This window comes from Chitinophaga sp. XS-30, from assembly GCF_008086345.1.
Taxonomy (GTDB): Bacteria; Bacteroidota; Bacteroidia; order Chitinophagales; family Chitinophagaceae; genus Chitinophaga.
This window is the reverse complement of sequence record NZ_CP043006.1, coordinates 790,557-804,014: the sequence shown is the minus strand read 5'-3', so window position 1 is coordinate 804,014 and position 13,458 is coordinate 790,557. Positions and strand designations below refer to the sequence as shown.

Here is a 13,458-nt window from a genome sequence, read left to right as displayed (position 1 = left end):
AAATAACCTTAAAAATAGCATTATGAAACATTCAGGCATGATTTTTAAACCACTTGTTGTGGTATTGCTAAGCGCAATTTTTCTTTCCTGCAGTAAAAGAGATAACCCTGATCCTGCCAGGCAAACATTGCTTGAAAAAATCTCAACAAATTCTCAAACTACCACCTATACGTATGATGCCAATAACAGGGCAATAAGATTCGATGTTGTTTTTACAAATCCGGTAAGCAACTATTCCGGATTCTATACCTATAACAATTCAGGACAATTAACGGAAGTGCTTTATGAGACATCTGGTGATGACATCAAAAATTTATATTTCTATAACGGCAGCGGCCAGATCACTAAAATTGAAACGTATCTGATTTCCGGAGGAGTTGAAACCTTCGATGCTAAGTCAGAGGCTATTTATACCACCCCCGGTAAAATAGGTGTTTATGAAACCCCAGGCGGCGCGGCTCCTTATTTGTACGTTGAGTATTTTCTGGATGCGAAAGGGAATATTGAAAGGCAGCTTACTTACAACCCGGCAGGATCATTATTGGTTACAACCGTAAATTCAGATTTTGACGATAAACATGCCCCTTCACTTTCTGTACCCAAAACAGGGTTTGCCCGGAATGTGAATAACTATGGAACTGTTACCGTAACGTCCGCCGGAGCGAGCGCCAGCACCGGCACCTATACTTATGAATATAATAGCGATGGGTATCCCACGAAAAGAACAACCAACACAGGGAGCATCACTACATACGAATACATTAAAAAATGATCATTAAAGGGAATATCATGAGCATCGCTCTGCTGGTTTGCAACAGAGGTGATGCATGTAAGGATAAAGTCAGAAGAATGGGAATACCCCTTAATTAATTCAGCGCATGACGCCCCCCAAAAAAACTCCCTGCGAAAGCACTTACAATTATTAGCCACCCCGGTTTACATTCCCGGTATGCCTCCGCAGGAAGATCAATAATCAATTAATAGTAGCGAACGACGTGTAGGAGATGTTTACATTAAATGTAGCATATCCCGCCGAAGTGGTAACGGATTCATTGTTGAATGTAAAAGTGCGCGTGCCGGGCGCGGACGTGTACATATTCACGGTGTAAGAACCTGCGGTCAGGGGACCGTAGGAAGAAGCCCCCGGGCTAAGGGTAGCGCTGATACTGGTAGGACCGTACAGGTAAATGGCGCCGTTATAAGTGGTGCCATTATACACATTCAGGCCGATGCTGAAAGCATTTGCACTGTGCTTTTCTGCCTGGGTATGTTGCATGGGCCATACCGCCAGCGAACAGAAAACGAGCAGTGCCATCAGCGTTTTCAACAGGAATTGATGTTTAACGGATTTGCGGGTGGAGGACAGTATGCCCCTCTTTGCATTTTGGGATGGTGTTTTCATAACAGTAGTTTAGTTAACTTGAGGTAGCGCTTAATTGTACGGGTTATCTTAACAAGATAAGAAAATTGCATTGGAAATACAATAGGCGCCGTCCCTTATCTTTGCAGGACCAAATAACAGCAATATGGGAAAATTCTTTGATGCCATCACCCCGCAGCATACTGCCTTCATTCATCATCAGAAAATGTTCTTCGTGGCCACCGCTCCCCTGGCCCCCGACACCCACATCAATCTCTCTCCCAAGGGGCTGGACAGCTTCCGGGTACTCTCGGAGTCCCGTGTGGCGTATATGGACATCATCGGCAGCGGTAACGAAACTTCCGCGCACATCCGGGAGAACGGTCGTATTACGCTGATGTTCTGCGCATTCGATGGCCCGCCGAATATCCTGCGCCTCTACGGAAAAGGCCGCACCGTACTGCCGGGAACTGCTGAGTGGGAAGAATTAAGCGTACATTTCAATATCCTCCCCTCCACCCGCCAGATCATCGTGGCGGATATTCATAAAGTACAGACCTCCTGCGGCTTTGGTGTTCCGCTGTATGAATACCTGGGCGAAAGGGACCATGTGGAAAAATGGGTGGAGAAGAAAGGCGCGGAAGGACTGGAAGCCTATAAAGCGGAAAAGAACCAGTTTAGCATGGATGGTCTTCCCACGGCGTTGCACAGCAGCGCTCCCGGTCCTACTTCGCTGCCTTGAACATCGGCTTCCACCGGCTCTTCGGTTCAAAATGCTCCCACAGCAAAGCCGATATCTTCCGGATCATTGCCACAGCTTCATTATCCGGCTCCCAGCGCTGATCCTTTATATTCTTCGTTCCCACATAGAACACATAATCCCCATGAGGGGCATTCACCAGCAGCACTTCTGAACGGGATTCATTGACGGAGCCGCTTTTGGCAGCCACCTGTACATATGGGGGCAATTGCGAGATGGCCTGCTCATCATAATAGCCTTTCGTCATCAGCCGGTACATTCTTTCGCTGGCGCCCGGGCTGATCACTTCTCCCCGGAATATCTTCACCACCAGTTCGGACATTTCCCGCGGGGTTGTCTGCCCCCAGCCGTAGATCTTCCAGATCGCCTCGCGGCCGGGTGTACGCGAGTTTACACGGGTATGTTCAAGGCCGTATTGCTCCATCAGTTTGTTGATCTGCGCTCCGCCTCCCGCCAGCGACTGGTTCCAGAGTGAGGTGGTATTATCGCTGTAAGCCATCATCAGCGCTGCCAGTACGCTGATATCCGTCTCCGAACTATCTTTAAAGAATTGCATGAGGCCGGAGCCGCCGTATTTGATGGAATCGCGGTACACCAGCGGCTGGTGATATTTCAGTTCACCTTTTTCTATTTTATCGAACAGCCCCACCAGGATAGGTACCTTCACGATGCTGGCGGTGGGAAAGATGGTATCGGCATTCACGGCCGCATATCTGCCGGTTTTCAGATGCCGGACATATACGCCGGCGGTGCCGTTGAATTCATTGACGATCTCCCGCAGCGCTTTTTCAAGCTTACGGTCGGCTTTGCCGGTCTGGGAAAAGGAAAGAATGGGCCATAGCAGGCATGCGGCTATGCATCGGGTGATTTTGGTTATCATACGGGGTAATTGTAGCATTTCCCCAAAATAAATAAAATAGGCTGGAATAAAAAGAGGCGGGGCTGACTAAAATAGCCACCCCGCCTGTTCTCACTTCAGTGAGTATCGCTGGAAGAACGCCCACAGCAGGTCATTGGCGTTAACGGCGGTAGAAGACGGGTCCCCCCAGGACGTGTTCCGCACCGCTCCCGGCCAGGCATGACCGCCATCGGTTGTCAGGTAATACTCCATATCTTCTCCCCACTTCGTGAGCTTGTAATTGGCATTGTCTTCCACTACCACGGGCGGCTTGCCCATCGCGAATACCGTCAGCCCGGAATCCACCGGCGGGAAATAATACCCGAATATCCCTACGCCTCCCTGCACAGGCACCTTCGTGTCCTGCGCGGAATGTATATGAAGAATGGGCATGGCCCGGGTTGGACTGTAGCCCGAGGCTACCATCGAACAGCTGACCGGCGCAATGGCGGCAATTTTGTCGGGTATCTCGCAGGCCAGGCGGTAAGCCAGCATACCACCGTTGGACATCCCCGCGGCATAAACCTTTTTAGCATCGATCCGGTAGCGGCCCACCAGCTGGTCGATCAGCAGGCGGATATATTTTACGTCATCGATATTGTTCTCGGCGGCATAATCACAGCAGGTGCCGGCATTCCAGGTACGCACACCAAGCGGCCCGTCGCTGCGCACACCTTCCGGGTAAACCACAATGAACTTGGATGCATTGGCTTTCTGCGTAAGCCCGTAGTGCCGGTCGAACTGCACGGCGCTGCCGCCGCCGCCATGCAGGCCCAATACCAGTGCATAGCGGGAAGTATCATCGTAGTAACCGGTGGGCAGGTACAGCAGATAATGCCTCGTTCTGCCGTCTACCTGCATCGTGCCTTCAATACGATAAGTCTTTTCTTCAGGGCCGTCGCTCTTGTCGCAACCCGTCAGCATAAAGAGGGAGACCACCAGTGAGTTGAACAGGAAATTTGTCATTGTGATTTGCGTTTTTTCTTCAGTTCGGATTTCATTTCTGCCTGCATGGCCTGGTATTGCTTGTACTGTTCTTTATCCAGCACTTCCTTCATCTGCTTGTCTTTCTTTGCCTGGATGTCTTTAAAGCGCCTGAATTTGGCCAGTTTGGATTCTTCGGACGCTTTGAGTTTGGACAGCTCATCCAGGTAACCGGCATTGATCGAATCCACTTTTTCAGACTGTTCTTCGGTCAGGTTGAGCTTTTCCCGGTATTCCAGCATTTTTTCCTGCAGGTCTTCTTTTGGCTCGGACTGCCCGTAGGAACAGGCGGCCATTGTCATCAGGGCGATAATTGTCATGATCTTTTTCATGGCTGTATTTTTTTCACAAATAAACCGATTCCTGTATCGTAAAACCGGCACAAAGCACCTGAGGCTGACGAAAGAACGGGTGAACTGCCTTATGCGGACAGTGAGCGGTTGCCTATATGCTGCCCATCCAGGCTTTGAAATCACCCGCTTTGGCCTTGCTGACCAGTACTTTTTCTGCCGGCGGCACCGCCAGATTGAGGTATAACCGGCCGTTGAAATAATACTGCACATCTACGATGGCACGGCGGCTGACGAGATACTGGCGGTTGGCGCGGTAGAATAACGCGGGGTCGAGCTTCTCCGCCAGTTCTTCCAGGGTTTCTTCCATATGATGCATTTTTTTATCGAACTGTATGCCCCGTACAATGCCGTTGCTGGTCTCGAAATAGGCGAATGCATCCGCCGGAACAGGTATCAGGCGGTCTTTGAAGGGGATCAGGAAGTTCTTTTTCCAGGAGTTGTTTCCACCCATCATCTGCCGGATGGTGGCTATCATGGCGGCATCTACCTGCTGTTTCCTTTGCCGGTACTTGTCCAGTGCGCTTTGGAGTTGTTCTGCCCGCAGGGGTTTGAGCAGGTAGTCGATGCTGTTGAGCTCAAAAGCGCGAATGGCGTACTGGTCGTAAGCAGTGGTGAAGATGACCGGGGTATCGATACGCAGGTCCCGGAAAATATCGAAACTGATGCCGTCTGACAGGTAGATGTCCAGAAAGATCAGGTCTATGTCCGGCCGGCTGGACAGGTAGCGGACAGCCTCTTCCACACTGTCTATGACGGCCATGATCTCGGCGCCTTTCACCTGGGCCTGCAGCATGGCCGTCAGTTGCGCGGCGGCGCCGGCTTCATCTTCAATGATCAGCAGTTTCATGTAATAAAGGTATGGTTACGGAAAAATGCGTATCCGTTTGCCGGATATCTATCTCCTGGTTGGACAGGTATTGGAAGCGTTGGTTTAAATTATGCAGCCCCAGACCGGTGGAAGGCTCCGGCACTTTCTTTTTCTGCAGGTTGTTGGAAACGGTGAGCCGGCTGTCCCCTGTAACGGAAATATCCACTGTCAGCGGCCGTTGTTCTGCCGCCACGTTATGTTTTACGGCATTTTCAACAAGTATCTGCAGGGCCATGGGCGGTATCATTTTCTGCATCAACGCCGACGGAATGTTTATCCGGAAACTGACCTTGCTGCCGTAACGGCCCCGGAGCATGGCGGTATAAGCTTCAATGAAAGCGACCTCTTCTCCCAGCCGCACCTTTTCCAGGTTGCTGCTTTTGAGCACATACCGGAAAACATCAGACATATTGTTCACAAACGCCACTGCGGCAGCCTGGTCGCTTTGGATCAGGGCATTGATGGTGCTGAAGGAATTGAACAGGAAATGAGGGTTCACCTGGTTCTTCAACACCTCATACCGCGTTTCCGCATTGGTTTTGAGCAGGGCGGCATTTGCCATATTCACCCGGTAGTTGTAAAATACCATCCGGTAGATCTGTGCAATGAGAAAAGATAGGATGACCTCCATCAGCATATAAAGCGAAAACACAAAACGGAAAACCTTTTCCGGCGCGAACGGGTCCGCAACGGACAAATGGAACCGGATCAGCAGCCCCCGGAGCAGGACGTACAGCAATATGCTCAGCACGATGCGTTGCCAGAATGCAGACAGGTCGATGGTGATCCTTCCCAGCCGTATCTTCCGGTCTGATGTATTCAGCGTAAGAAAAGCGATGGCGATCAGCAGTGAATAGGCGGTGCGCAGCAGGAAGTCCCCCGTCTTCAGTATATCAGCGCTTGCCTGCCTCAGGAGAGCGAGGCGGGGTAAGGAGAACAGGATGGCGATAGCCAAAGCTGTAAGCAGGATGAGCGTGTTCCGGGGCGGAACTTTGTATGGTTTTATGTTTTGCAAAGGCCGGATTTGCTGTCCGGAAAATAACGAAAGTTCACCGGATCACCAACGAAGGGCATATCCGTCATGATGGTTGTACCTTGAATATGAACCCTACCCCATATACATTCTCAATGCTTACAAAGGCGGATTTCCCGAGATGTTTCCGCAGTCTGGATACGAACACGTCCAGACTGCGCCCCAGGAAATAGTCATTATCTCCCCACAGCTGCACCAGTATTTCCTCGCGCCGCAGCACCTTGTTTTCATGACGGAACAGGAATTCCAGCAATTCCGCCTCCCGTGGCGTCAGCATGCTTTCATGTTTGTCGCCGATACTCAGCCGTAAGGAGTCCTTATAAAACCTTACGTCGCCCCGCTCGATGTGATTTCTGGGCCCCTGCTGTTCCAGCGCTACGAACTTACGTTTGATGATGTTGCGGATGCGAAGCACCAGCTCATCGATATCAAAGGGTTTGGTGATATAATCGTCCGCCCCGATCTTGAGCCCGAAGAGTTTGTCCGACCGCTCATTGCGGGCGGTAAGAAAGAGGAAGGGCATGTCCGGCCGGATCTTTACGATATGCTGGGCAAGCGTAAACCCGTCCATTTCCGGCATGGAAACATCCAGCAGCACAATATGGAATTTGTCCAGGTGGTTTTGCACATACTCCAGCGCCTGCATGCTGTTGCGGAACCAGGTAACAGCAAAATCGGAGATCTCCAGGTATTGTTTGACCACATTGCCCAGGTCTCCTTCATCTTCAACCAACAGGATGTTCGGTTTCATAAAATCCGGATTCATTTAGTTACACAAAAGCTTTCCCATAGCGGTTTCATAAAATCGGAATAGTAATAATGAACACACTTCCGGCGCCGGGCGTGCTTTCCACGCTGATCTTCCAGTTATGCGCATCAATGGCCTGCTTGACGTAGAACAGCCCCAGTCCCAGCCCCACGGACACCTGCGGTTCCCGGCGGTAGAACTTTTCGAAGATCATCCTTTGCGTCTCTGCGTTCATCCCCACCCCGTTATCCGCAATACGCAGGATAATGTTCTTTTTATCATTCAGGGTGGATACCTGTATTTCCTTGTACGACTGGTCATTGTATTTAATGGCGTTGTCCAGGATGTTGAGCACTACGGTGGTGAACCAGAACTGGTCTACCTGCGTCTCGTCCTTCACGGCGGCCTTTACAAGGCTGAGCTGTACATTGGTACCGGTAAGTTTCAGGCGGTAGTCCAGCAGTATCTCGTCCAGCAGTGCATGCAGGGAATGCGTCTCTTTCTGCAAAGTTACCTTGTTCAGCGTTGTGATGTCCAGTGTTTGTGCAATCAGTTTTTTGAGACGTTCCGCCTGCCGGTTGATCACCTCGGTGAGCGGAGAAATGTTGTCCGACGCGGAAATGCGGCTTAAGGTCTTGTTGGCTACAATGATGGCAGCCAGCGGGGTATGGAATTCATGGGTAATGCTGTTGATGAAATCGGATTTCATTTCCGACAGCTTTTTCTGCCTGAGCCAGTTCCGGAAAGTGATGTAATAGATGATCACCACCGAAAGGATGGAGAATAGCGCCAGGGCAAAGGCCGGCATCATCTGCCGCAGGATGGTGATGAACCGGTTGGGCGTATCGGCATTCAGGCTGAACGAAAAACGGTAGCTGTAATTGGATGCCGCGCTGACGGTAAGTGCGGTGATCAGGTTTTGTGAATTGATGTCTTTCAGCGTGCCGCCGATCAGGGGGGATGGGCTCTCCGGCTCCCGGTAATCGAAAATGGTCACGTACTGATTGTTGTCGAACTTCACTTCCAGCAACCGTGCCTGGAGAGCATAGTGCAACTCCCGTTCGATGTTGTGTTTCTTTTTGATGACTTGCAAAAGGCTGTCTACACTATTGGCCTCGCGGAGCGCCGCAAAAGCGGTATCGCAGAACCGCCGCCGCAGGGAGTCGAATTTAACCTTGTCCGTTTTATGCAGCCGCTCGAACTCCCCTATGTTGCGGTACACATACTTGTCCAGTATCTTCGCCCCTCCCGGGAACAGCTTGTCATTGCTGATATACCGCTGGTATTCATGATCCAGTACCGCCCTTTCCTCCAGGGCATAGTGCTGGTTCTTCAGCTTGTATGTATTATACAGCAAAAAGAATAGCACACTGGATAAGATCAGGAAGCTGGTGACCGCTATCAGTTTATGTATTAGAATCGGTGACCGCATAGTGCAAGAGTGCCAAAAAGCTCCTCATTATCAGCAAATAATTTCAATTATGCAAGCACATTTAAAATCCGTTAACAATGTATTTGAGGTGTGTTAACAGGATATGCAAAGCTGCGGTATTAGTTTTAGGGGTAGCATTCCCGCCAGCTGCCCGATCTGTCCGGAGGGATAAAACCGGCAAAGGATAGGGGAAGAGCATATCCAAAATACTTAAAATGTAAATACAGTCATGATCAAGAAAATCTACAAGACCCTGGCGGTTTCATGCCTGCTGCTGGCAGGACTGAGTGTGCATGCCCAGCGAAATAACGGATGGAGGGATATAGAGACCGGTGTGGTATCAAAAGATTCTGTCACCCGTGGAGAATACACGCTGATCTTCGTGAACAAATCGGAAGGTTTCAGCCCTGCGCTGAAAGAGCGTATGATCGAAACATTCTTTACCGTTTACCCGGAACAGGCGAAGATCTACAATCCAAAGACGGCCAAAAAAGTGACTTTCATCATCAACCCGAAATACGATGGCGTAGCTGCAACAGCCGGTACCTATGTTCATTACAACCCGGGATGGTTCGACAAGAACCCGGGTGACATTGATGTGGTGACGCATGAAGTGATGCACATCATTCAATCTTACCGCGGTGGTGAAGGCTGGATCACGGAGGGTATCGCGGATTATGTGCGCGCGACCATGGGAGTTGACAACGAAGGCGCCGGCTGGAGTATGCCAGCCTTCAAGCCGGAGCACAGCTACAAAAACGCCTATCGCATCACGGCAAGGTTTTTTATCTGGCTGGAGAAAAATGCGAAGAGCGGTATTATCGTGAAGCTGGACAGTGCCATGCGCAGCAAAACCTATACAGATGAATTCTGGAAGACGGAGACCGGTAAAACAGTGGATGAACTGTGGGCCGAGTATGCAAAGAATCCCGTGATCTAAGAGATTTGCCATAAAGCAGAAGGAGTTGACTGAGCGATCAGCCAACTCCTTTTTATTTCCGGGGAACAAATAGCTGTTTCAGCTGATCCGTCAGCACACCGTTTCCACCTACACTGATGCTGCCGATCTTTTCCGCGATCTTCTCTACGTATTCCATCTCTTTCAGTCTGAAGAGCATGGGATTATCTTCCATCATCTTTGCGGACCGGACGTTCTGCCATTAAACTAAAAGCACCAGCTTGTAGGCTCAGCAGGGATCGAACCTGCAACCTGCTACGTATCAGATAGCTGCGCTGCCATTGCGCCATGAGCCAATAAAAAACCCGGCCGCATAACGACCGGGCTCCTGAGCTGTTACATCATTCCAATTATGTACAGACAAGGAAAGGTCGTTCCGTTCGATCCATATGCAGATCAATATCGGTCAAGTTGTTTTTTATCGTCAGACAGTTAAACACATCTAAAATTAAAAGCCCCGCAATGGCTTGCGGGGCTTCAGTTATATTGAAAGGTTCTTTCTTTTACCTTATATAACATGCACCGCGATGCCTGCAATCCGCTGAAGGATTGAAGTATGCTGCCGGTTTAATATGTCGCATTGTGCGTTGCATGTTTGTTGTTTTTATTTTGCCATGCAAAGATGAAACTAAATTCTGTATTATAAAAGTGTTTTCAGCTTGCTGCGTGGGATGAAAGTGGAGATGAGCGCTGTGTTGCACTGCTGTAGTGATTTTCATGATCAATTCCAGTTGTCATTTATTCACCGTGGTACATTTAGATATCAGGCAATCCGGGCGCGTTATAAAAGTTTGATGGCCGTTGGAAATTCAGGTGAGGCGGTTGATCCTCTCCTGGATGCCTTGCTTTTCATTTTGCGTTTTTGCTAATGATAATGCCGTTTCGAAATTTTGTATTGCTTTCTTATTATCTCCCCCTTCGTAAAGTTCCCCTAACAGCAAAAAGTAGAAGTGATTGCTTTCCAGTTTTAACTTTAACGCTTCAGATAGTGCCGTTTCTTTTCCGTAGGCCTTATACAGGGCAAAGGTCCTGTTCAATGCAACATTTGGAGAGTAATTTATCATTAGCAACTGGTTGTATAGCTGCAAAATGTCTTCCCATTTTTCCTGTGTATCTTCTTTTACGCAATGCCGGTGAGCAATTCTTGCTTCCAGATGGTAGGAAGTAATTTCATTCCCCTGTGCAGCCAGGTTGAGAAAGTGCAAGCCCTGTTTGATCAGGTCCTTGTCCCAAAGCTCTTCGTTTTGGTTTTCGTAAAGCACAAGATCATTTTCATTTATCTGTCTGGATGCGAACCGTGACGAATGAAAACACATCAGGGCGATCAGGGCATTTGTTTTCGGCTGATTGGTAGCTTCGTGTTCCGAAAGCATGATTGCCAGGCGCATGGCTTCTAAACACAAGTCTTTCCGCAGTATCTGATTTTGAGTTTTGGAATAATATCCTTCGTTGAAAAGCAGGTAGATAATATGGAGCACATTATCCAGCCGGTTGCGGACCTTTTTTTCATCGGGCATTTCCATTTTTATTTTTTCTTCCCTGATCTTTTCTTTCGCCCGGAACAATCTTTTGTTGATGGTTTCCTTATTGGACAAAAACGCTTCGGCAATTTCGTCAATACTGAATCCGCAAAGGATCCTTAATGCCAGGCCTATTTGGGCTTCGCTTGCAACTACAGGATCGCAGACCGCGAACATCATTTGCAGCTGGCTGTCCTTGATGTTTTCGGAGGAAAAACTGACATCATTGATTTCTTCGCTCGTTTCCTTATTGGATCGCAGTTCGGGCATTATTTTCGTATGCAGGATTTTATTTCGTCTGAAATAATAGAGCGTTTTTTGTTTTGCAACCGTATAAAGCCAGGCTGCCGGGTTTGGTGGAATTCCTTTTATTCCCCACGATTCAGTTGCCTGTAGGAAAGTGTCGCTCACAATATCTTCGGCAATTTCAATATATGTCAAACCGTACTGCCTGCTGATAACAGCAACCATTTTTGAGAATTCCTGGCGGAATAACGTTTGTATGAGTTCGCTTTCTTGCATGATAGAGGTCAAGACCCGCGTTCTTGCATGCGGGTCTTGTAATAATGGGTGTCAAAAATATATCGTTATGAAAAAACAGGCCTTATTTCAACGCTGCCGCCGGCATCTAATGCAGGGCAGCCGTGTGCCAGCGTTGTAGCCTCTTCCAGGCTCCCGGCTTTCACAATGATGAAACTGCCCAGCATTTCGCGGATTTCAACAAAGGGTCCGTCAGTAATAACACCGCCTGCTTTGAGCACTTTTCCTTCCGTTGCAAGTCGTACGCCATTGCTTGAGAATTTACCCTGGGCAGCGATGCCTCCAACCCAGTCCTGCCATTTTTTTTGCAGCGCCTGCATCTCTTCTTTGGGCGTCTTGCTATAATCGTAATCCGGTTGACGGAACAATAATGCGAATTCTTTCATCGTATCCTGATTTTTAATTTGGGATTGAATTTATATTACTTTTTTTGATTACCATGCGCCCACCTGATAGGTGCCGACTAAGGGTTGAAAGGCATGGTTGATGCGGTTGTAGGTATTGATAGCCGTAACTCCCAGGGTCAAATCTACCAATTCTTCCCCGGAAAAATGGTTTAGCGCTTCTTTATATACCTCATCGGGAACATGACAATTGGTAACGGCTTCCGCCCAGGCTAACGCTGCTCTTTCTTTTCCGGAAAAGAAGGGCGTGTCTCTCCATGCGTTCAACGCGTAAATACGCTGCTCGGATTCTCCTGTTGCCCGTAAATCTTTTGAGTGCATATCGAGGCAAAAGGCGCACCCGTTTATTTGTGATACCCGCATGTAGATCAAGTCAAGAAGCGGCTGCCCCACCGGAGATTTTTTAAGGTGTGTACCAATTGGATAAAGAGATCTCATTGCCGCTTGTCCAATCTCATGAACGTTAATTCTCTGTTTCATTGTTGTTCTTTTAAATTGTCAGTGAATAGTGATTATACCGCAATAATGATCGGGAACGGAGAATTTGGACAGTGCGAGCAATTTTTTTCTGAACAATCTTGATGTTGGCCATCCGGTGGCTTTTCTGCCGGCGAGACTGCGGTGAAAACATACTGCCCGATGCGCGAAGCCCCGAAACGGCAGTACAGTTGTTTCGAATTGCTGTTAAAACTGATAATCTCATGACATAAAACACTATCCTTTAACAGATTCTTTATAAATTAAAAAGATAATATTTCGTACCTTTAAGCCTCACAATATCATATCAGAAAAACCGTTTTATAGGACATTGAAAATGTTGAGGATGAAAGTACGTCTTACAAAAAAAGCATACATACTGCCGTTTATAGCACTTACCTCTCTGTTCAGCCTGAAAGTTTCTTCCATCGGTAAAAAAACTACCGGCGTGGTCACCGCTCCTCCCGTGGCTGTTGTTTCGGCCGCTGAAATGCTGTACGAACAATTGTCGCTGGACTCGCTGGGGTTATCCAGGGATGCTTATTTCCTGGCTTTGAAAGGGCATGAACAGTTGCTGAAGGAAGGCAAGCTGCGCAATGATGATATTATTTCCATCGTGGATTTCAGTCTGCCTTCCACGAAGAAACGGCTGTTTGTGATCGATATCTCTACCGGTCAGTTAATATTCAATACGCTTGTTTCGCATGGGCGTAACTCCGGCAAACAAATGGCGACCAGCTTTTCCAACGCTCCGGAAAGTTATAAAAGCAGCCTTGGCTTCTACGCTACCGGGACCACTTACAAAGGAAAGCACGGTTATTCCCTCCGCCTGGAAGGCCTGGAACGCGGCATCAATGATAAAGCTATGGAAAGAGCCATTGTCATGCATGCTGCAGCCTATGTAAACGATATGCTTGGCCGCAAGCAGGGATACATCGGCCGGAGCCTGGGCTGCCCCGCCCTTCCGGTAAACCTCTCCAGAAAGATCATCCGCACTATTCAGAATGGCAGCTGCCTGTTTATGTACAGTCCCGATACGAACTACCTTTCCAGATCGAAGTTCCTGCAGCAAACGGCGTAAGGAGGCGCTGGTGCGGCATCGGGACTGGTCTCGACGCCGGCA

General features: G+C 48.7%; 16 protein-coding genes and 1 tRNA gene. 4 read left to right on the top strand and 13 right to left on the bottom strand.

Annotated elements, in window-relative coordinates; all coding sequences use genetic code 11:
• The first annotated feature begins 22 nt into the window (after positions 1-22).
• Positions 23-772, top strand: a complete 750-nt coding sequence (locus FW415_RS03320) for a hypothetical protein (protein WP_148382875.1) — start codon at positions 23-25, stop codon at positions 770-772.
• Positions 773-973: 201 nt separating this feature from the next.
• Here FW415_RS03320 and FW415_RS03315 read toward each other — a convergent pair whose 3' ends face one another.
• The gene (locus FW415_RS03315; protein WP_148382874.1) at positions 974-1,402 is read right to left on the bottom strand and encodes a hypothetical protein; all 429 of its coding nucleotides are present in this window, start codon (positions 1,400-1,402) and stop codon (positions 974-976) included.
• A gap of 124 nt (positions 1,403-1,526) precedes the next feature.
• On the opposite strand from FW415_RS03315, the gene FW415_RS03310 reads away from it, so the two are divergent.
• Positions 1,527-2,102, top strand: coding sequence for a pyridoxamine 5'-phosphate oxidase family protein (locus tag FW415_RS03310; RefSeq protein ID WP_148382873.1), 576 nt, complete (start codon positions 1,527-1,529; stop codon positions 2,100-2,102).
• Here FW415_RS03310 and FW415_RS03305 read toward each other — a convergent pair.
• The 7 genes from FW415_RS03305 to FW415_RS03275 all read right to left on the bottom strand — a co-directional run bounded on the left by FW415_RS03305 (position 2,086) and on the right by FW415_RS03275 (position 8,373).
• Positions 2,086-3,000: a serine hydrolase gene (locus FW415_RS03305; RefSeq protein ID WP_148382872.1), complete on the bottom strand. Its 915-nt coding sequence runs from the start codon at positions 2,998-3,000 to the stop codon at positions 2,086-2,088. The genes FW415_RS03310 and FW415_RS03305 overlap by 17 nt on opposite strands.
• Before the next feature lie 90 nt (positions 3,001-3,090).
• Positions 3,091-3,984 carry a PHB depolymerase family esterase gene (locus FW415_RS03300; protein ID WP_148382871.1) on the bottom strand — a complete coding sequence of 298 codons (894 nt, stop codon included), beginning with the start codon at positions 3,982-3,984 and terminating at the stop codon, positions 3,091-3,093.
• Positions 3,981-4,334 carry a hypothetical protein gene (locus FW415_RS03295; RefSeq protein WP_148382870.1) on the bottom strand — a complete coding sequence of 118 codons (354 nt, stop codon included), beginning with the start codon at positions 4,332-4,334 and terminating at the stop codon, positions 3,981-3,983. Before FW415_RS03295 ends, FW415_RS03300 begins: the two co-directional genes overlap by 4 nt.
• A 112-nt stretch (positions 4,335-4,446) precedes the next feature.
• Positions 4,447-5,202 (bottom strand): LytTR family DNA-binding domain-containing protein, encoded by a 756-nt coding sequence (locus FW415_RS03290; protein ID WP_148382869.1) that lies wholly within the window; start codon positions 5,200-5,202, stop codon positions 4,447-4,449.
• Entirely contained in the window at positions 5,183-6,238 is a 1,056-nt protein-coding gene (locus FW415_RS03285; RefSeq protein WP_148382868.1) for a sensor histidine kinase, read from the bottom strand. The genes FW415_RS03290 and FW415_RS03285 overlap by 20 nt, the downstream gene beginning before the upstream one ends.
• Positions 6,239-6,302: 64 nt before the next feature.
• A complete protein-coding gene (locus FW415_RS03280) occupies positions 6,303-7,007 on the bottom strand; it encodes a response regulator transcription factor (protein ID WP_148382867.1) in 705 nt (234 codons plus the stop codon).
• A 46-nt stretch (positions 7,008-7,053) separates the two neighbouring features.
• Positions 7,054-8,373 (bottom strand): sensor histidine kinase KdpD, encoded by a 1,320-nt coding sequence (locus FW415_RS03275; protein WP_168208646.1) that lies wholly within the window; start codon positions 8,371-8,373, stop codon positions 7,054-7,056.
• Positions 8,374-8,665: 292 nt separating this feature from the next.
• Between FW415_RS03275 and FW415_RS03270 the strand changes: the two genes are divergently transcribed.
• On the top strand, positions 8,666-9,376 hold the full coding sequence (locus FW415_RS03270) for a basic secretory protein-like protein (protein WP_210420821.1): 711 nt from the start codon (positions 8,666-8,668) through the stop codon (positions 9,374-9,376).
• A 52-nt stretch (positions 9,377-9,428) separates the two neighbouring features.
• Here the strand turns inward: FW415_RS03270 and FW415_RS24875 are convergent, their stop codons facing one another.
• The 5 genes from FW415_RS24875 to FW415_RS03250 form a co-directional block, all read right to left on the bottom strand.
• Positions 9,429-9,572, bottom strand: coding sequence for a hypothetical protein (locus FW415_RS24875; protein WP_168208645.1), 144 nt, complete (start codon positions 9,570-9,572; stop codon positions 9,429-9,431).
• A gap of 46 nt (positions 9,573-9,618) precedes the next feature.
• Positions 9,619-9,689, bottom strand: a tRNA-Ile gene (locus FW415_RS03265).
• Positions 9,690-10,203: 514 nt separating this feature from the next.
• Positions 10,204-11,436 (bottom strand): RNA polymerase sigma factor, encoded by a 1,233-nt coding sequence (locus tag FW415_RS03260; protein WP_148382865.1) that lies wholly within the window; start codon positions 11,434-11,436, stop codon positions 10,204-10,206.
• A 65-nt stretch (positions 11,437-11,501) separates the two neighbouring features.
• The gene (locus FW415_RS03255; RefSeq protein WP_148382864.1) at positions 11,502-11,840 is read right to left on the bottom strand and encodes a YciI family protein; all 339 of its coding nucleotides are present in this window, start codon (positions 11,838-11,840) and stop codon (positions 11,502-11,504) included.
• A 48-nt stretch (positions 11,841-11,888) separates the two neighbouring features.
• Positions 11,889-12,338, bottom strand: a complete 450-nt coding sequence (locus FW415_RS03250; protein WP_148382863.1) for a carboxymuconolactone decarboxylase family protein — start codon at positions 12,336-12,338, stop codon at positions 11,889-11,891.
• Between the two features lie 343 nt (positions 12,339-12,681).
• Between FW415_RS03250 and FW415_RS03245 the strand changes: the two genes are divergently transcribed.
• Positions 12,682-13,416: a murein L,D-transpeptidase catalytic domain family protein gene (locus FW415_RS03245; RefSeq protein WP_148382862.1), complete on the top strand. Its 735-nt coding sequence runs from the start codon at positions 12,682-12,684 to the stop codon at positions 13,414-13,416.
• Positions 13,417-13,458: the final 42 nt, after the last annotated feature.